14 protein-coding genes and 1 riboswitch are annotated in these 19,051 nt (G+C 54.7%); of the genes, 4 read left to right on the top strand and 10 right to left on the bottom strand.

Annotation, left to right across the window (positions count from 1 at the left end; all coding sequences use genetic code 11):
- Positions 1-206 precede the first annotated feature (206 nt).
- Positions 207-1,022, top strand: a complete 816-nt coding sequence (gene djlA, locus FEK47_RS12815; RefSeq protein ID WP_130204881.1) for a co-chaperone DjlA — start codon at positions 207-209, stop codon at positions 1,020-1,022.
- A 117-nt stretch (positions 1,023-1,139) separates the two neighbouring features.
- On the opposite strand, the gene rluA is transcribed toward djlA, so the two are convergent.
- The 6 genes from rluA to araB all read right to left on the bottom strand — a co-directional run bounded on the left by rluA (position 1,140) and on the right by araB (position 11,500).
- Positions 1,140-1,799: a bifunctional tRNA pseudouridine(32) synthase/23S rRNA pseudouridine(746) synthase RluA gene (gene rluA / locus FEK47_RS12810; RefSeq protein ID WP_000525176.1), complete on the bottom strand. Its 660-nt coding sequence runs from the start codon at positions 1,797-1,799 to the stop codon at positions 1,140-1,142.
- An 11-nt stretch (positions 1,800-1,810) separates the two neighbouring features.
- A complete protein-coding gene (gene rapA / locus FEK47_RS12805; RefSeq protein ID WP_135486680.1) occupies positions 1,811-4,717 on the bottom strand; it encodes an RNA polymerase-associated protein RapA in 2,907 nt (968 codons plus the stop codon).
- Positions 4,718-4,880: 163 nt separating this feature from the next.
- The gene (gene polB / locus FEK47_RS12800; RefSeq protein WP_138183202.1) at positions 4,881-7,232 is read right to left on the bottom strand and encodes a DNA polymerase II; all 2,352 of its coding nucleotides are present in this window, start codon (positions 7,230-7,232) and stop codon (positions 4,881-4,883) included.
- 74 nt (positions 7,233-7,306) lie between these two features.
- Positions 7,307-8,002 carry an L-ribulose-5-phosphate 4-epimerase gene (gene araD / locus FEK47_RS12795; RefSeq protein WP_000888658.1) on the bottom strand — a complete coding sequence of 232 codons (696 nt, stop codon included), beginning with the start codon at positions 8,000-8,002 and terminating at the stop codon, positions 7,307-7,309.
- Positions 8,003-8,286: 284 nt separating this feature from the next.
- On the bottom strand, positions 8,287-9,789 hold the full coding sequence (gene araA, locus FEK47_RS12790) for an L-arabinose isomerase (protein WP_000151734.1): 1,503 nt from the start codon (positions 9,787-9,789) through the stop codon (positions 8,287-8,289).
- A gap of 10 nt (positions 9,790-9,799) precedes the next feature.
- Entirely contained in the window at positions 9,800-11,500 is a 1,701-nt protein-coding gene (araB, locus tag FEK47_RS12785) for a ribulokinase (protein ID WP_135486679.1), read from the bottom strand.
- Positions 11,501-11,838: 338 nt separating this feature from the next.
- On the opposite strand from araB, the gene araC reads away from it, so the two are divergent.
- Both araC and FEK47_RS12775 read left to right on the top strand, forming a co-directional pair.
- Positions 11,839-12,717 carry an arabinose operon transcriptional regulator AraC gene (gene araC / locus FEK47_RS12780; RefSeq protein WP_130217548.1) on the top strand — a complete coding sequence of 293 codons (879 nt, stop codon included), beginning with the start codon at positions 11,839-11,841 and terminating at the stop codon, positions 12,715-12,717.
- 85 nt (positions 12,718-12,802) lie between these two features.
- On the top strand, positions 12,803-13,567 hold the full coding sequence (locus FEK47_RS12775; RefSeq protein WP_130257856.1) for a DedA family protein: 765 nt from the start codon (positions 12,803-12,805) through the stop codon (positions 13,565-13,567).
- Positions 13,568-13,653: 86 nt separating this feature from the next.
- Here FEK47_RS12775 and thiQ read toward each other — a convergent pair whose 3' ends face one another.
- The 4 genes from thiQ to sgrR all read right to left on the bottom strand — a co-directional run bounded on the left by thiQ (position 13,654) and on the right by sgrR (position 18,724).
- Positions 13,654-14,352, bottom strand: coding sequence for a thiamine ABC transporter ATP-binding protein ThiQ (gene thiQ, locus FEK47_RS12770; protein WP_135486678.1), 699 nt, complete (start codon positions 14,350-14,352; stop codon positions 13,654-13,656).
- Positions 14,336-15,946, bottom strand: a complete 1,611-nt coding sequence (gene thiP, locus FEK47_RS12765; protein WP_135486677.1) for a thiamine/thiamine pyrophosphate ABC transporter permease ThiP — start codon at positions 15,944-15,946, stop codon at positions 14,336-14,338. The genes thiQ and thiP overlap by 17 nt, the downstream gene beginning before the upstream one ends.
- Positions 15,922-16,905: a thiamine ABC transporter substrate binding subunit gene (thiB, locus tag FEK47_RS12760; protein WP_135486676.1), complete on the bottom strand. Its 984-nt coding sequence runs from the start codon at positions 16,903-16,905 to the stop codon at positions 15,922-15,924. Before thiB ends, thiP begins: the two co-directional genes overlap by 25 nt.
- Before the next feature lie 30 nt (positions 16,906-16,935).
- Positions 16,936-17,035, bottom strand: a riboswitch (TPP riboswitch).
- Positions 17,036-17,068: 33 nt separating this feature from the next.
- The gene (gene sgrR, locus FEK47_RS12755) at positions 17,069-18,724 is read right to left on the bottom strand and encodes a DNA-binding transcriptional regulator SgrR (RefSeq protein ID WP_135486675.1); all 1,656 of its coding nucleotides are present in this window, start codon (positions 18,722-18,724) and stop codon (positions 17,069-17,071) included.
- Between the two features lie 88 nt (positions 18,725-18,812).
- Between sgrR and sgrT the strand changes: the two genes are divergently transcribed.
- The gene (gene sgrT / locus FEK47_RS12750) at positions 18,813-18,944 is read left to right on the top strand and encodes a glucose uptake inhibitor SgrT (RefSeq protein WP_130257853.1); all 132 of its coding nucleotides are present in this window, start codon (positions 18,813-18,815) and stop codon (positions 18,942-18,944) included.
- Positions 18,945-19,051 lie beyond the last annotated feature (107 nt).

Genomic DNA, 19,051 nt, shown 5'->3' with positions numbered 1-19,051 from the left:
GTCAGAGACTAACGTACTCGTCATCTCTACGCTAGTGTTAATCCTGTCCGAATAGCGTCTGTGGTGTTAGGCACGGCATTGAATGACAGGTATGATAATGCAAATTATAGGCGATGTCCCACAATTGACCGCAGCCGGAAAACGGTAAAAGCACCTTTATATTGTGGGAGATAGCGCTGGTTTCCGTAAGTCCATTTGGGGAATATATGCAGTATTGGGGAAAAATCATTGGCGTGGCCGTGGCCTTACTGATGGGCGGCGGCTTTTGGGGCGTTGTGTTAGGCCTGTTAATTGGCCATATGTTTGATAAAGCCCGTAGCCGCAAGATGGCGTGGTTCGCCAACCAGCGCGAGCGTCAGGCGCTGTTTTTTGCCACCACTTTTGAAGTGATGGGGCATTTAACCAAATCCAAAGGTCGCGTTACCGAGGCTGATATTCATATCGCCAGCCAGCTGATGGAGCGAATGAATCTTCATGGTGCTTCCCGTACTGCGGCACAAAATGCGTTCCGGGTGGGAAAATCAGACAATTACCCACTGCGCGAAAAGATGCGTCAGTTCCGCAGTGTCTGCTTCGGGCGTTTTGATTTAATTCGCATGTTTCTGGAGATCCAGATTCAGGCGGCATTTGCTGATGGTTCGCTGCATCCGAATGAGCGAGCGGTGCTGTATGTCATTGCTGAAGAATTAGGCATCTCCCGCGCCCAGTTTGATCAGTTTCTGCGCATGATGCAGGGCGGTGCACAGTTTGGCGGCGGTTATCAGCAGCAGTCCGGCGGTGGTAACTGGCAGCAAGCGCAGCGTGGCCCGACGCTGGAAGATGCCTGTAATGTGCTGGGCGTGAAGCCAACGGATGAGGCGACCACCATTAAACGCGCCTACCGTAAGCTGATGAGTGAACACCATCCGGATAAGCTGGTGGCGAAAGGTTTACCGCCAGAGATGATGGAGATGGCGAAGCAAAAAGCGCAGGAAATTCAGCAGGCGTATGAGCTGATTAAGCAGCAGAAAGGATTTAAATAAGTTTCAAAGTGTAGGCCTGATAAGACGCGACCCGCGTCGCATCAGGCAATCGGCGCAAAATTGCCGGATGCGGCGTGAACGCCTTCTCCGGCCTACCGAACTTCGCCAGCGTGACGATTAAAAATCCGCTGGCGCTTTAAACGTCATACTATTGCCATACGCCGGATGAGTAATTGTCAGCATCTCCGCATGCAGCAACAAACGCGGTGCCATTGCTCTCGCTTCTGGTGATGCATAAAAACGATCGCCGAGAATCGGATGACCCAGCGCCAGCATATGCACACGCAACTGATGCGAACGCCCGGTAATCGGTTTTAACACCACTCTTGCCGTGTTATCCGCCGCATACTCCACCACTTCATATTCCGTCTGCGCAGGCTTGCCAGTTTCGTAACAGACTTTCTGTTTCGGGCGGTTTGGCCAGTCGCAAATCAGCGGCAGATCCACCAGACCTTCCGCAGGGGATGGATGCCCCCAGACGCGGGCCACATACTGCTTTTTCGGCTCGCGCTCGCGGAACTGGCGTTTTAACTCCCGCTCCGCGGCTTTGGTCAGCGCCACTACAATCACGCCGCTGGTAGCCATATCCAGACGATGCACCGATTCTGCCTGCGGATAATCACGCTGAATGCGCGTCATCACGCTATCTTTGTGCTCTTCCAGACGACCTGGCACAGACAATAAACCGCTCGGCTTGTTGACCACCATAATGTGGTCATCCTGATACAGGATAACCAACCAGGGCTCCTGCGGTGGATTGTAGTTTTCCATCCCCATTTTCGGCTCCGTTACTGATGCGTTACAACGATCAAACGCAGGGCATCCAGACGCCAGCCTGCCTGATCCAGGCTTTCCATTACCTGCTGACGGTTGCTTTCAATGGCGGTCAGTTCGTCGTCACGAATGTTCGGGTTCACTGCGCGCAGCGCTTCCAGACGAGACAGCTCGGCAGACAGTTTTTCGTCGGCTTCGTTACGCGCTGCATCAATCAATGCACGGGCAGATTTCTCGATCTGCGCTTCACCCAACTGGAGGATAGCGTGAACATCCTGCTGCACGGCGTTAACCAGTTTGCTGCCGGTGTGACGGTTAACCGCGTTAAGCTGACGGTTAAAGGTTTCAAACTCTACCTGCGCCGCCAGGTTGTTGCCGTTTTTATCCAGCAGCATACGTACCGGCGTCGGTGGCAGGAAGCGGTTAAGCTGCAACTGCTTCGGCGCCTGGGCTTCAACCACGTAAATCAGCTCTACCAACAGTGTACCTACCGGCAATGCTTTGTTTTTCAACAGTGAAATCGTGCTGCTACCAGTATCGCCAGAGAGGATCAGATCCAGACCGTTGCGGATGAGCGGATGCTCCCAGGTAATAAACTGTGCATCTTCACGCGCCAGCGCCACTTCACGGTCGAAGGTGATGGTAATACCGTCTTCCGACAGGCCAGGGAAGTCCGGCACCAGCATATGGTCGGACGGCGTCAGCACGATCATGTTGTCGCCGCGATCGTCCTGATTGATACCGATGATATCGAACAGGTTCATGGCGAAGGCGATCAGGTTGGTATCGTCATCCTGCTCTTCAATGCTTTCTGCCAGTGCCTGGGCTTTTTCGCCACCGTTGGAATGGATTTCCAGCAGGCGGTCACGACCCTGTTCCAGCTGTGCTTTCAGCGCTTCATGCTGCTCGCGGCAGTTTTTGATCAGATCGTCAAAGCCTTCGGTTTGATCCGGTGAAGCCAGATAGTTAATCAGATCGTTGTATACGCTATCGTAAATAGTGCGTCCGGTCGGGCAGGTGTGCTCGAATGCATCCAGACCTTCGTGATACCAGCGCACCAGCACCGACTGAGCGGTTTTCTCCAGATAAGGCACATGGATCTGAATATCGTGCGCCTGACCAATACGATCCAGACGACCAATACGCTGCTCCAGCAGATCCGGGTTGAATGGCAGGTCAAACATCACCATGTGGCTGGCGAACTGGAAGTTACGTCCTTCAGAACCGATTTCCGAGCACAGCAGTACCTGTGCGCCGGTGTCTTCTTCGGCAAACCAGGCGGCAGCGCGGTCACGTTCGATAATCGACATGCCTTCGTGGAACACTGCGGCGCGAATACCTTCACGTTCGCGCAGTACTTGCTCCAGTTGCAGCGCAGTGGCAGCTTTGGCGCAGATCACCAGCACTTTCTGAGAGCGATGGCTGGTCAGGTAGCCCATCAGCCACTCAACGCGCGGATCGAAGTTCCACCAGGTAGCGTTATCACCTTCAAATTCCTGATAAATACGCTCCGGGTAGAGCATATCGCGAGCGCGATCTTCCGCACTTTTGCGTGCGCCCATAATGCCGGACACTTTAATTGCGGTCTGATACTGCGTCGGCAGCGGCAGCTTAATAGTGTGCAGTTCGCGTTTCGGGAAGCCTTTCACACCGTTACGCGTGTTACGGAACAGCACGCGGCTGGTGCCGTGGCGATCCATCAGCATCGAAACCAGTTCCTGACGGGCGCTCTGTGCATCTTCGCTGTCGCTGTTTGCTGCTTGCAACAGCGGCTCAATATCCTGCTCGCCGATCATCTCACCGAGCATGTTCAGTTCGTCATTGCTCAGTTTGTTACCTGCCAGCAGCATGGCAACGGCGTCCGCAACCGGACGATAATTTTTCTGCTCTTCAACGAATTGCGCAAAATCGTGGAAACGGTTCGGGTCCAGCAGACGCAGACGGGCGAAGTGGCTTTCCATTCCCAGCTGTTCCGGGGTTGCGGTCAGCAGCAGAACGCCCGGCACGTGCTCTGCCAGTTGTTCAATAGCCTGATATTCACGGCTCGGCGCGTCTTCGCTCCACACCAGGTGATGCGCTTCATCGACCACCAGCAGATCCCACTCGGCTTCACAGAGGTGTTCCAGACGCTGTTTGCTACGACGGGCAAAATCCAGAGAGCAAATCACCAGCTGTTCGGTATCGAACGGGTTGTAAGCATCGTGCTGAGCTTCGGCATAACGCTCATCATCAAACAGAGCAAAGCGCAGGTTGAAACGGCGCAGCATTTCCACCAGCCACTGATGCTGTAAAGTTTCCGGTACGATAATCAGCACACGTTCAGCAGCGCCAGAGAGCAACTGCTGATGCAGGATCATCCCAGCTTCAATGGTTTTCCCTAAACCCACTTCGTCAGCCAGCAGAACGCGCGGCGCGTGGCGGCGACCAACATCATGAGCGATGTTGAGCTGGTGCGGGATCAGACTGGTACGCTGACCGCGCAGGCCGCTGTACGGCATACGGAACTGTTCGCTGGAATACTTACGCGCGCGATAACGCAGCGCAAAGCGGTCCATACGGTCAATCTGCCCGGCAAACAGACGGTCCTGCGGTTTGCTGAACACCAGTTTGCTATCAAGGAAAACTTCACGCAGGGCTACGCCGGACTCTTCATTATCCAGGCGAATACCGATATAGGTCAGCAAGCCATTTTCTTCTTTTACTTCTTCGACTTGCATCTGCCAGCCGTCATGGCTGGTAATGGTATCACCAGGGTTGAACATCACGCGGGTCACGGGGGAATCACTGCGTGCGTACAGACGGTTTTCACCAGTAGATGGGAAAAGTAATGTGACAGTTCGCGCATCCACCGCGACAACGGTTCCAAGTCCTAATTCGCTTTCTGTATCGCTGATCCAGCGTTGACCAAGTGTAAAAGGCATATGTGTTTGGCTCTATATCTTTAATTGCAGGCAATAACTACCCGCTACCAGGCTAATGTGGTAGTGGTGTTATTCAGGTCCAGGAATGGAAAGGGCGCTATGGTACTGGATGGCAAGGCATTCGTCACGCATCAAAATGGTATCTGACGAACTCTTTTTTTGCTCAAAATAGCCCAAGTTGCCCGGTCATAAGTGTAGCAAAATTATCCTCAATAAAGGGGAGTATTCCTTCCGCCACTGGCTGAAGCTGGCGGGTCAGATAGTGTTCGTAATCCAGCGGTGAACGTTGGTAGTCCAGCGGCTCCGGGCCGTTGGTGGTCCATACGTACTTAATGGTGCCACGGTTCTGGTATTGCAAGGGGCGACCGCGTGTTTGGTTTTCTTCATCGGCAAGGCGTGCAGCGCGTACATGTGGCGGTACATTACGCTGATATTCGCTCAGCGGACGGCGCAGCCGTTTACGGTAAACCAGTTGGGCATCCAGTTCACCCGCCATCAGTTTGTCGATGGTTTCGCGTACGTATTCCTGATATGGCTCGTTGCGGAAGATGCGCAGGTAAAGTTCCTGCTGAAACTGCTGGGCCAGCGGCGTCCAGTCGGTGCGCACGGTTTCCAGCCCTTTAAACACCATCCGCTGTTTGTCACCCTCCTGAATCAGCCCGGCGTAGCGTTTTTTGCTGCCGGTATCGGCTCCGCGAATGGTTGGCATCAGAAAACGGCAGAAATGAGTTTCATACTCCAGTTCTAATGCGCTGGTCAGCCGTTGTTTTTGCAGCGTTTCCGCCCACCAGGCGTTAACGTGCTGCACCAGTGCACGACCGATTTTCGCCGCCTCTTCTTCCGAATGTGCGCCTTTCAGCCAAACAAACGTTGAGTCGGTATCGCCGTAGATCACGTCGTAGCCCTGCGCTTCAATCAATGCTTTGGTTTGCCGCATGATCTGATGACCACGCATGGTGATCGACGAGGCCAGGCGCGGATCGAAAAAGCGGCAGGCGGTGGTGCCGAGCACGCCATAAAAGGCATTCATGATGATCTTCAGCGCCTGCGACAGCGGCTTGTTGCCCTGACGTTTGGCTTCATCGCGCCCGTGCCAGATGTTAGTCACAATCTCCGGCAGGCAATGTTTTTCCCGCGAGAACCAGGCATCAAGAAAACCTTCGGTGCTGTGCTCTGGATCAGGCTGCGCCATGCCTTCTACCAGCCCGACGGGATCAATCAGAAAAGTGCGGATGATCGACGGATACAGGCTTTTGTAGTCCAGCACCAGCACCGAATCATAAAGCCCTGGCCGCGAATCCATCACGTAGCCGCCAGGGCTGGCGTGTGGCGGCACTTCGCCGAGATTAGGCGCGACATAACCAGCGCGGTGCATACGGGGAAAATAGAGATGACCAAACGCCGCCACCGATCCCCCGTGCCGATCTACTGGCAGGCCGTTCACCGTTGCTCGTTCGAGCAAAAATGGCATGATTTCTGTTTTATGGAAAATCTGCGTCACCAGTTCGCAATCTTTCAGGTTATAAGTCGCCAGCGCGGGCTTATCTTCGGCGAAACGGCGGTCAATTTCGTCCATCCGATCCCACGGATTATCGATAGATTTTCCTTCGCCTAATAGCTCCTGAGCAACAGTTTCCAGTGAGAATGAAGAGAAATTCCAGAACGCGGATTTCAGCGCCTCGATACCGTCGATAATTAGCCGACCTTTAGCCTGGGCGAAAAAGACGCCGTCTTTAAAGCCGTGCTCGCGCCACTCCAGCTCGCTGTTATCGCGCCCCAGACGCAGTGGAATACGGTAACGCTCGGCATGTTTTTGCAGCATTCGCAGATCGAACTGCACCACGTTCCAGCCGATGATCACATCGGGATCGTGGTTTGCAAACCAGGCGTTAAGTTTTTCCAGCAGCAGCGGGCGGCTGGCAACGTATTCCAGTTCGAAATCGAGCGCGGAGGCGTCGCCATTCTCTGGCCCCAGCATATAAACGATGCGCTGCCCGCAACCTTCCAGGCCGATGCAGTACAGCTCACCGTGGCGGGTGGTTTCAATATCAATAGAAACCCACTTGAGCGGCGGACGATAGTCGGGATGCGGTTTCAGGCGAGCATTGACGATAGCGCCATTGCGCATATCTCCCTCGACCCACACCGGAGCGGTGATAAAACGCTCCATCAGATAGCGTTCTGGCGGGCGCACATCAGCCTCGTAAACGGTAACGCCACCTTCACGCAGGCGCTTTTCGTAATTCATCAACTGGCGATGGGCGCGACAGTAAAGGCCATACACCGGCTGACGGTGAAAATCCTTTAACGCCAGCGGCGTCAGGCGAAAGCCTTGTTCACCCTGCAGAATATGCTGAGCGCGGGGAATCTGATCGGCGGGAATAAACGCCACGGACTCTTGCGGTGCAAGCGTAACGTGCAACGGCCCGTTGTCCGTTGCTAGCCAGAAAGAAACTTCGGTCCCTTGAGGGGTATCCCGCCAGTGTCGGGTTAAGATAAAACCTGCCTGCGCCACGCTGAAAATCCAATAAAAAACCAGGCTTGAGTATAGCCTGGTTTCGTTTGACTGGCTGTGGTTTTATACAGTCATTACTGCCCGTAATACGCCTTTGCACCATGCTTACGCAGATAGTGTTTATCCAGCAAGGTTTGCTGCATATCAGGGAGCTGCGGGGCCAGCTGGCGGCAGAAAATCCCCATATAAGCGACCTCTTCCAGCACGATAGCGTTATGCACCGCATCTTCGGCGTTTTTACCCCACGCAAACGGACCGTGAGAATGGACCAGTACGCCAGGCATTTGCGCCGCATCGATACCCTGTTTTTCAAAGGTTTCTACGATGACGTTACCGGTTTCCCACTCATATTCACCGTTGATTTCTGCGTCGGTCATTTTGCGGGTGCAGGGAATGGTGCCGTAGAAATAGTCGGCGTGGGTGGTGCCGGTTGCCGGAATTGACTGGCCCGCCTGCGCCCAGATGGTGGCGTGGCGCGAGTGCGTATGCACAATGCCGCCAATGGACGGGAATGCCTGATAGAGCAGCCGGTGAGTTGGCGTGTCGGAGGAGGGCTTTTTCGTACCTTCAACCACTTCACCGGTTTCGATGCTGACCACAACCATATCGTCAGCGGTCATGATGCTGTAATCGACGCCGGAAGGTTTGATCACAAAGACGCCGCGCTCGCGATCAACGGCGCTGACGTTGCCCCAGGTCAGAGTGACCAGGTTGTGTTTTGGGAGCGCCAGGTTGGCTTCTAAAACCTGACGTTTGAGATCTTCTAACATGTTGACTCCTTCGTGCCGGATGCGCGTTGCTTCTCCGGCCTACAAAATCGCAGCGCGTAGGTCAGATAAGACGCGTCAGCGTCGCATCAGGCGCTGAATGCCGGATGCGCTTTGCTTATCCGGCCTACAAAATCACAGCGCGTAGGCCTGATAAGACGCGTCAGCGTCGCATCAGGCGCTGAATGCCGGATGCGCGTTGCTTATCCGGTCTACAAAATCGCAGCACGTAGGCCTGATAAGACGCGCCAGCGTCGCATCAGGCGTTACATACCTGATGCGGCTACTTAGCGACGAAATCCGTAATACACTTCGTTCCAGCGCAGCGCGTCTTTAAACGCTGGCAGGCGGGTGTCGTTATCAATTACCGTGATTTCAATGTCGTGCATCTCGGCGAACTGGCGCATATCGTTGAGGTTCAGCGCATGGCTGAAGACGGTATGGTGCGCGCCACCAGCAAGGATCCACGCTTCGGAAGCAGTTGGCAGATCCGGTTGCGCTTTCCACAGCGCATTCGCCACCGGCAGTTTCGGCAGGGAGTGCGGTGTTTTCACCGTGTCGATGCAGTTAACCAACAGACGATAACGATCGCCGAGATCAATCAGGCTGGCGACAATCGCTGGACCGGTTTGGGTATTGAAGATCAGGCGGGCTGGATCATCTTTACCGCCAATACCGAGGTGCTGAACGTCGAGGATCGGTTTCTCTTCTACGGCAATCGACGGGCAGACTTCCAGCATATGGGAGCCGAGCACCAGGTCATTACCTTTCTCGAAGTGATAGGTGTAGTCCTCCATAAAGGAGGTGCCGCCCTGCAGACCGGTTGACATCACCTTCATGATGCGAAGCAGGGCGGCAGTTTTCCAGTCGCCTTCGCCCGCAAAGCCGTAACCCTGCTGCATCAGACGCTGTACGGCCAGACCAGGAAGCTGTTTCAGACCGTGCAAATCTTCAAAGGTGGTGGTGAACGCGTGGAAGCCACCTTGTTCCAGGAAACGCTTCATCCCCAGCTCAATACGCGCCGCTTCCAGCACGTTCTGTCGTTTTTCGCCGTGGATTTGAGTGGCAGGCGTCATGGTGTAGCAGCTTTCGTACTCATCGACCAGCGCGTTAACATCGCCGTCGCTGATGGAGTTTACTACCTGCACCAGATCGCCAACCGCCCAGGTATTGACGGAGAAACCGAACTTGATCTGTGCGGCAACTTTATCGCCGTCAGTGACCGCCACTTCACGCATGTTATCGCCAAAACGGCAGACTTTCAGATGACGGGTATCCTGTTTAGATACCGCCTGACGCATCCAGGAGCCGATACGCTCATGTGCTTGTTTATCCTGCCAGTGACCGGTAACGACGGCATGTTGCTGACGCATACGCGCGCCGATGAAACCGAACTCGCGACCGCCGTGTGCAGTCTGGTTCAGGTTCATAAAGTCCATGTCGATGCTGTCCCACGGTAGCGCCGCGTTAAACTGGGTGTGGAATTGCAGCAACGGTTTGTTGAGCATGGTCAGGCCGTTGATCCACATTTTTGCCGGGGAGAAGGTGTGCAGCCACACCACCAGACCCGCGCAACGATCGTCGTAATTGGCATCGCGGCAAATTGCGGTGATTTCGTCCGGCGTGGTACCCAGCGGTTTTAGCACCAGTTTGCAGGGCAGTTTCGCTTCCGTATTCAGCGCATTAACGACGTGCTCGGCATGTTGGGTGACCTGACGCAGGGTTTCCGGGCCATACAAATGCTGGCTGCCAATTACAAACCACACTTCATAATTATCAAAAATCGTCATTGTCGTGTCCTTATAGAGTCGGAACGGCCTGGGCAGCCTGTGCCGGGGCGGAAGTTGGAAGATAATGTTGTTCGGCGCTTACCGCCCATTGCTGATAGCGGCGATAAAGCTGTTCAAAGCGTTGTGCCTGTTCGCTGCACGGTTGCAGGGTTTTCTCTACCGCACTGGCCATTTTTTGCTGGGCTGATGGGATGTCTGCGTGCACTTTTGCGGCGACGGCAGCAAAAATCGCCGCACCGAGCGCACAGCATTGGTCAGAGGCAACAATTTGCAGCGGGCGATTCAGTACGTCGCAGCAGGCTTGCATAATCACCTGGTTTTTCCGCGCGATGCCGCCCAGCGCCATCACGTTGTTTACGGTGATCCCCTGGTTGGTGAAGCACTCCTGAATTGCGCGCGCGCCAAAAGCGGTAGCGGCAATTAAACCGCCGAACAGTAGCGGAGCGTCGGTAGCGAGGTTCAGGTCGGTAATCACTCCTTTCAGGCGTTGGTTAGCGTTTGGCGTGCGACGACCGTTAAACCAGTCGAGTACTACCGGCAGGTGATCCAGAGACGGGTTTTGAGCCCATGCTTCGGTCAGCGCCGGAAGCAGTTGTTTCTGGCTGGCTTTGATTTGCTCTTTCAGTTCCGGATGCTGGGCGGCAAGCTGTTCCAGCGGCCAGCCGAGTACGCGACCAAACCAGGCGTAGATATCACCAAACGCCGACTGACCTGCTTCCAGACCGATAAATCCAGGAACCACGCTGCCATCAACCTGACCGCAAATGCCTTTAACTGCCCGCTCGCCAACGCTCTGTTTGTCGGCAATCAGAATGTCGCAGGTGGAAGTACCGATAACTTTTACCAGTGCGTTAGGCTGTGCGCCCGCGCCGACTGCGCCCATATGGCAGTCAAACGCGCCGCCGGAAATCACCACGCTTTCAGGCAGACCGAGACGCTGCGCCCATTCCGGGCATAAGGTGCCCACCGGAATATCGGCAGTCCAGGTGTCAGTGAACAGCGGGGAAGGTAAATGACGGTTGAGGATCGGGTCCAGTTCGTCAAAGAAACTGGCTGGCGGCAGGCCGCCCCAGCTTTCGTGCCATAGCGATTTATGCCCGGCGCTACAGCGTCCGCGGCGAATATCCTGCGGGCGGGTGGTGCCGGAGAGCAGGGCGGGTACCCAGTCGCACAGTTCAATCCACGATGCGGCAGATTGCGCCACGGCGCTATCCTGGCGAGTCACATGCAGGATTTTTGCCCAGAACCATTCGCTGGAATAAATACCGCCAATATAGCGAGAGTAGTCAGTTTTGCCCGGTGTATGACACAAGCGGGTGATCTCTTCCGCTTCTTCAACCGCCGTGTGGTCTTTCCACAAAACGAACATCGCGTTCGGGTTTTCGGCAAACTCCGGGCGTAGCGCCAGCACGTTGCCGTCGGCGTCGATTGGTGCAGGTGTGGAGCCGGTACTGTCGACGCCAATGCCGACCACGTCAGCGCGTTGTTCGGCGCTAAGCGCGGCCAGCACGGTTTTCAGCGCCGCTTCCATTGACTCGATATAGTCACGCGGATGATGACGGAACTGGTTATTCGGGGCATCACAATATTGCCCTTCCTGCCAACGGGGATACCACTCTACGCTGGTGGCGATCTCTTCACCGGTGGCGCATTCCACCGCCAAAGCTCGCACAGAATCACTGCCAAAATCGAGGCCAATTGCAATCGCCATCGTTTCACTCCATCCAAAAAAACGGGTATGGAGAAACAGTAGAGAGTTGCGAAAAAAAGCGTCAGGCAGGATCCGCTAATCTTATGGATAAAAATGCTATGGCATAGCAAAGTGTGACGCCGTGCAAATAATCAATGTGGACTTTTCTGCCGTGATTATAGACACTTTTGTTACGCGTTTTTGTCATGGCTTTTGCCCCCCTTTGTTACAAAATGCTTTTCACAAGCGGGGTTGCCGGTTGGATTAGCGAGAAGAGTCAGTAAAAGACGCAGTGACGGCAATGTCTGATGCAATATGGACAATTGGTTTCTTCTCTGAATGGCGGGAGTATGAAAAGTATGGCTGAAGCGCAAAATGATCCCTTGCTGCCGGGTTACTCGTTCAACGCCCATCTGGTGGCGGGTTTAACGCCGATTGAGGCCAACGGTTATCTCGATTTTTTTATCGACCGACCGCTGGGAATGAAAGGCTATATTCTCAATCTCACCATTCGCGGACAGGGCATAGTGAAAAACCAGGGGCGAGAATTTGTCTGCCGGCCAGGCGATATTTTGCTATTCCCGCCGGGAGAAATTCATCACTACGGTCGTCATCCGGAGGCCCGCGAATGGTATCACCAGTGGGTTTACTTTCGCCCCCGCGCTTACTGGCACGAATGGCTTAACTGGCCGTCGATATTTGCCAATACCGGTTTCTTTCGCCCGAACGAAGCGCATCAGCCGCATTTCAGCGATTTGTTCGGGCAAATTATCAATGCCGGACAAGGGGAAGGGCGCTATTCGGAGTTGCTGGCGATAAATCTTCTTGAGCAATTGTTACTGCGGCGCATGGAAGTCATTAATGAGTCGCTACATCCGCCAATGGATAATCGGGTACGCGAGGCTTGTCAGTACATCAGCGATCACCTGGCGGACAGCAATTTTGATATCGCCAGTGTCGCACAGCATGTTTGCCTGTCTCCGTCGCGTCTGTCGCATCTGTTCCGCCAGCAATTAGGGATTAGCGTCTTAAGCTGGCGCGAGGATCAACGCATCAGTCAGGCGAAGCTGCTATTGAGCACGACTCGTATGCCTATCGCCACCGTCGGACGCAATGTTGGCTTTGACGATCAGCTCTATTTCTCGCGGGTATTTAAAAAATGTACAGGCGCCAGCCCGAGCGAGTTCCGTGCCGGTTGTGAAGAAAAAGTGAATGATGTAGCTCTCAGGTTGTCATAATTGGTAACGAATCAGACGATTGACGGCTTGACGGAGTAGCATTGGGTTTGCAGAATCCCTGCTTCGTCCATTTGACAGGCACATTATGCAAGCATTGCTGGAACACTTTATTACCCAATCCACTGTGTATTCATTGATGGCGGTGGTGTTGGTGGCCTTTCTGGAGTCACTGGCGCTGGTCGGTTTGATTCTGCCCGGTACGGTGCTGATGGCGGGGCTGGGGGCGCTGATAGGTAGCGGCGAGTTAAGTTTCTGGCACGCCTGGCTGGCGGGGATTGTTGGCTGCCTGATGGGCGACTGGATCTCCTTCTGGCTGGGCTGGCGGTTTAAAAAGCCGCTGCATCGCTGGTCCTTTCTGAAGAAAAACAAAGCGCTACTCGATAAAACCGAGCATGCGCTGCATCAACACAGCATGTTCACCATTCTGGTTGGTCGTTTTGTCGGGCCGACGCGTCCGCTAGTGCCAATGGTGGCGGGAATGCTGGATCTCCCGGTGGCAAAATTTATCACGCCAAATATTATCGGCTGCCTGCTGTGGCCGCCATTTTACTTCCTGCCGGGGATTCTGGCAGGCGCGGCGATCGATATTCCTGCCGGAATGCAGAGTGGCGAGTTTAAATGGTTGCTGCTGGCGACGGCGGTGTTTTTGTGGGTTGGCGGTTGGTTGTGCTGGCGATTATGGCGCAGCGGCAAGGTAACCGATCGTTTAAGTCATTATTTGTCGCGTGGTCATTTGCTGTGGCTGGCACCGTTGATTTCTGCCATTGGCGTGGTGGCGCTGGTGGTGTTAATTCGCCATCCGTTAATGCCGATGTATATCGATATATTGCGTAAAGTGGTTGGGGTTTAGGGCATAGTCTTGTGCGGGTTGCCTGATGCGGACAAAACGCACCCGAAGGTCGGATAAGGCATTCACGCCGCATCCGACAGTGCATACTAACCTGTAATTCCCAACAGCGCCGAAGCACTCGCCTTACCGCTTAACAACTCATCGGTTTTACCCTGCCAGGCGATGCGCCCGTCGGCGACCACCACCGAGCGCGTGGCGATCCGCGCCGCATCTTCCACACTGTGCGACACCATCAATAACGTCATTTTTTGCTGCTGGCAGCTCGTACTCACCAGCGTCAGCATCTCCTGGCGTAGCGCCGGGTCGAGCGCAGAGAACGGTTCATCGAGCAATAAAATCGGCTGTTCGCGTACCAGACAACGCGCTAACGCCACGCGCTGTCGCTGACCGCCGGAAAGCTCGCCAGGTAACCGCGCCATTAAATTATCAATCCCCATCTGGCGGGCGATAGCGTGCATTTTCTCCTGCTGTACCGCGTTCAGCTTCAGTCCTGGATTAAGCCCCAGCCCGATGTTCTGCGCGACCGTCAGGTGACTGAACAGGTTGTTCTCCTGAAACAGCATCGATACCGGACGGCGTGACGGCGGCGTCGTGGTGTGATCAACGCCGTCGATAGTCAGCGAACCGCTGGCAGGCGTCAAAAAACCGGCGACCAAATTCAGTAGGGTACTTTTACCCGCGCCGCTTGGCCCGAGGATCGCCACCTGCTCGCCGCGTTCCACCGTTAAGCTAAAACGCATCGGCAAATGGTGGTAAAGCCAGGTGATATCAGTCAGTTTTAACATTTCGCCCCGGTAGTTTTTCAATCACGGTAAACAGCAGAAAACAGAGCAGCAGCAGAATTAACGCGGTGACCGCGCCGTCCTGGCTGCGATAAGAGCCAATTTGCTGGTAGAGATAAAACGGCAGGGTACGGAAATCATCGTTACCGAACAACGCCACCACGCCAAAATCACCAATCGACAACACGCAGGCAAAGGCCAGCGCCTGCGCCAGCGGACGTTTCAGAGCGCGCAGCTCCACCACTTTTAAGCGCGACCAGCCTTCAATACCCAGCGACTGACACAACATGCTGTAACGCGTGGTGATATCGCGCATTGGGTTTTCCAGTACTTTCAGCGCGTAAGGGATCGCCATTAACGCATTGGTGAAAATCACAATGCCGTCAGCAGATTGCGGCAGGCCGATAGTGTTGTTGAGCAGTAAAAAGAAGCCCGTTGCCAGCACAATCCCCGGCATGGCGAGGATCAACATGCCGCTCATCTCCAGCGCCTGACCCGCCAGCATTTTTTGCCGCGCCCGCAGTTCGCGACTGCTCCATAGCAGCATCATGGTCAGCACTACGCACAATACGCCTGCCGCCAGCGCAATACGCAACGAGGTCCACAGCGCCTGCCACAGCACCGGTTGTGCCAGCACTTCCGGCAACTGGCGATTTACCCCATCGACGATCACCGCCAGTAACGGTGGCAGCAACAGCAGCAGCGCCAGCACAATTAACACAGTGTCGCAAATGCGGCTATGCAGACGATCGTCCGGGTCGCGCCAACCTTGCAGCAGCGTGGTGCCAGGTGCAATGGCCTTACTCAATCGCTGACTCAGCAGCACCAGACCGAGACAGCACACCATCTGGATCAGCGCCAGCATCGCCGCGCGGGCGGGATCGTAGTCGTAACTTAGCGCCTGATAAATAGCCAGCTCGATAGTCGTCGCTTGCGGACCGCCGCCCAGCGACAACACGGTGGCGAAGCTGGCGAAACAGAGCATAAAGATAAGCGCGGCAACCGGCGGGATTTGTCGCCGTAACCACGGCCATTCGACGAAGCGGAAAAAATGCCAGCCGCGCATCCCAAGCTGGGCGGCAAGCTGACGTTGTTCGCCGGGAATGTTTTCCAGTGCCTGGAGTAATAAGCGGCTCGCCATCGGCAGATTAAAAAATACATGCGCCAGCAAAATGCCTTGCAGGCCGTAGGGCGAAAACGTCCACTCCAGACCAAGCGATTGCCAGAGCGATGCCAGCCAGCCCTGGCGACCATAGACGCTAAGAATGCCAAAAACGGCAACCAGCACCGGGAGGATCAAGGTCATTGCGCACAGACGCAACAGCGCCAGCCGCCCCGGAAAGCGCCTGCGATAAAGCGCGCGGGCAAGGAATATTGCGGGTACGACAGAGAGCAGCGCCGAGAGAAACGCCTGCCAGAAGGAGAAGCGCACCACATGCCACAGGTAGCTGTCCTGCCAGATTGCCACCCAGTCACCCTGCGGCGCGTTCCACCACAGGGCGAGAAACGCCGCCAGTGCAACCGCCACCACAAGCGTAGCGGCGCTTACACCTGGAATTAACCAGCCGGGAATTAACGGCTGACGGCGCGTTGCCATTCGCTAATCCATACCTGACGTTGTGCTGCCACTTCGGCTGGCGTGAACTCCAGCGTGGTTGCCGGTTTGGTCAATTGTTCAAACCCGGCAGGCAGCGTGACGTTTGCCACCGGATACATCCAGTTGCCGGTTGGAATCGCATTCTGGAAAGCCGGAGAAACCATAAACTGGAGGAATTTTTGCGCCAGCTCCGGCTGCTTGCTGGCAGCGGTGCGGGCGGCAACTTCCACTTGCAGATAGTGACCTTCGCTGAAGTTCGCGGCGGCGTAGTTATCTTTTTTCTCTTCAAGAATGTGATAAGCCGGAGAGGTGGTGTAACTCAGTACCAGATCGCTTTCACCTTTTAAAAACAGGCCGTAGGCTTCGCTCCAGCCTTTGGTGACCGTGACAGTTTTCTTCGCCAGTTTCTGCCAGGCCTGCGGGGCGTCATCGCCATAGACTTTTTGCATCCACAACAGCAGACCCAGCCCCGGCGTACTGGTGCGCGGATCCTGATAAATCACCCGCCAGTTTTGATCACTCTCAACCAGCTCCTTCAGGCTTTGCGGCGGATTTTTCAGTTTGTTCTTGTCATAGACGAAGGCGAAGTAGCCGTAATCAAACGGGACGAAAGTGTCATTATTCCAGCCGCCGGGAACGTTTACGGCATCCGCTGCCACACCGCTTTTGGCAAACAATCCAGTTTTGCTGGCGGCGTCTAACAGGTTGTTATCCAGCCCCAGTACTACATCGGCTTTGCTGTTTTTGCCTTCCATTCGTAGACGGTTGAGAAGCGAAACGCCATCTTCCAGCGCCACCAGTTTCAGTTCGCAATTACAGTCGGCTTCAAAGGCTTTTTTGACCACCGGACCAGGCCCCCAGTCGGCGGCGAAGGAGTCGTAGGTATAAACAGTCAGAACGGGTTTAGCAAAAACAGGCGCTGTGCACAGCAACAGCAGGGGAAGACATTTTTTTAACACTTTGCACCTCAAAAAAGAGTGGCAAAGGACTTGAGAAGGAGCCTCAAATCCCTTCGCCGGCGTTATCCGGATCAGGTTCGACGGGTATTTTCTCAGCGCACGCGTCTGCGTGGCACCCCGTTGAGAACGGCGTTAGTGTAGTGATTTTGTTATCAACCAGCAATCATGGATCCGGTGGCGCAAACCACGCTGATTTAAAATCGAACCAGCCGAGGGTGTTCATGCGCAGGCCGCGCATACTGCGTTGTCCCTGAATAATCAGCCAGTGGTGGATCAGCGGCACCATTGCTTTACTGGCAACCAGTTGCTGGCACCAGTTCGCCAGATTCATCTCGCCATTACGCCAGCGGGCGGCGTCGGCTTGCCAGTCGAGAGGAATACAGTGTTGTAGCAGCGGTACCTCGCACAAGTGCGCGAACAGCGAAAAATCCAGCGGCAGCGTAAAGTTGGCGCTGTTAAGCCAGATGTCGCTTTCGATCTCACCTTCGTGCCACTGATCGTAGCTGATCTCTTTGATTTCCAGCGTGACCTGGTGACTTGCCAGAATCTGCTGCATGATCCTGGCAATCACCCGATGTTCAATATGATCCTGATAAAAGGTCAGGGTGAGATGTTCCAGCCCGGCAGGTTTTTCGCAATGTGTTGGGCGGGCATGGTGCCAGCGGGGGAGCAACCCATAGGCCGGAAACCACAGTTGCTGGTACTGTTCCTCGGCGAAATAAACCAGATTGGTCGGCGAAAGTACATAGCTTATCCAGTCTCTGACTTGCTGATTCGCCCCGCGATGGGTGCGACTGTCGAACAGTAGATAGTAGCAACCTTCTTCAAGGCGACTTTCAATCTCTTTTTCCTCGCCCTGCGGCCCTTTCAGCATCAGTCCTCCGGCTGGCTCGTCGGCAATTTCCGGCAAGACCCAGACGTTAACTTCGTCGATTAATGCCCGATAACCGAAGAAATCATCGAATGCCTGAATTTTCAGTTGGTTAGTGCTGTTACGCATTACCGCATACGGACCGGTACCGATAGGGTGGCTGGCAAAGTTGCTGAGGGTTTCCCATTCACGCGGCAGGATCATCGCCGGAACTTGCGCCAGCAGTAACGGCAACCAGCGATCTGGCTGAGTGAGATGAATATCCAGCGTCCAGGGCGTCGGCGACACAATTTCAGCAATATGCGAATAGAGCGGCAGCGTATTGATCCGCTTCAACGAGGCGATGACGTCGTCCATTTCCAGTTCACGACCATGATGAAAATGGATCCCCGGACGTAAAAAGAAGCGCCAGTGGAGTGGGGAAATTTGCTGCCAGTGGTGGGCGATGTCCGCCTCCAGTTCCCCATTTTCCTCATTTATTCGGGTTAACGCACTGAAGATTTGCCGGGCGATATGCGTTTCGGAACGGCGTAATGCGCTGCCAGGCAGCAGATTGCGCAACGGGCGATAGTAGAGCACGCGCAGGATGTGCCGCCCCTGGCGGAAGCTGCGGCCCAGATGAGAAACCAGCATTTGCCGCACGGCAGTTTTATCACCGACTAACTGCACCAACTGGTCGATGCGATCCTGTTCCAGCAGGTCTTCCGCCCGCTGTTGCTGAAGCGCCAGCCCGGTGTAGAGGAATGTCAGACGCGAGCGTTTACCGCGCCCGACTTCTGCTTCCCATGTTAACCAGCCGCGATCTTGCATGGTGTTGAGCAGGGTGCGCATATGACGACGGGAGCAGCTCAATAACTCCGCCAGTTCGTTGAGCGTCGTGTCCTGCGATTTACCCTCGCAGCATTGCCACAGGCGGATGAACTGTTGTTGCAGACGAGCAGATGGCATAAAAGGGGAACTCCTGCGCAAAAGTCAGCAATTTTATTTTCCCTATATTAAGTCAATAATTCCTAACGATGAAGCAAGGAGGTGCCCCATGCGTCAGTTTTATCAGCACTATTTTACCGCGATAGCGACGTTGTGCTGGCTGCGTTGGTTAAGCGTTCCACAGCGTTTAGCCATGCTTGAAGAACTGATGCAGTGGGAGGGGAGTGATTCTGAATACTGATTTGCGGACATCATGTGTGACTGAGTATTGGTGTTAATCGCCACGCCAGCAGTGAATACCTGCTGGCTTTTTTCTTTTTGGCGATTGAGTGCCGGACGGCGTACAAA

Origin of the sequence: Escherichia sp. E3659, assembly GCF_005781135.1 — a bacterium.
GTDB lineage: Bacteria > Pseudomonadota > Gammaproteobacteria > Enterobacterales > Enterobacteriaceae > Escherichia.
Note: the sequence above shows the minus strand (reverse complement) of the source record. Positions and strands in the feature narration are given on the sequence as shown.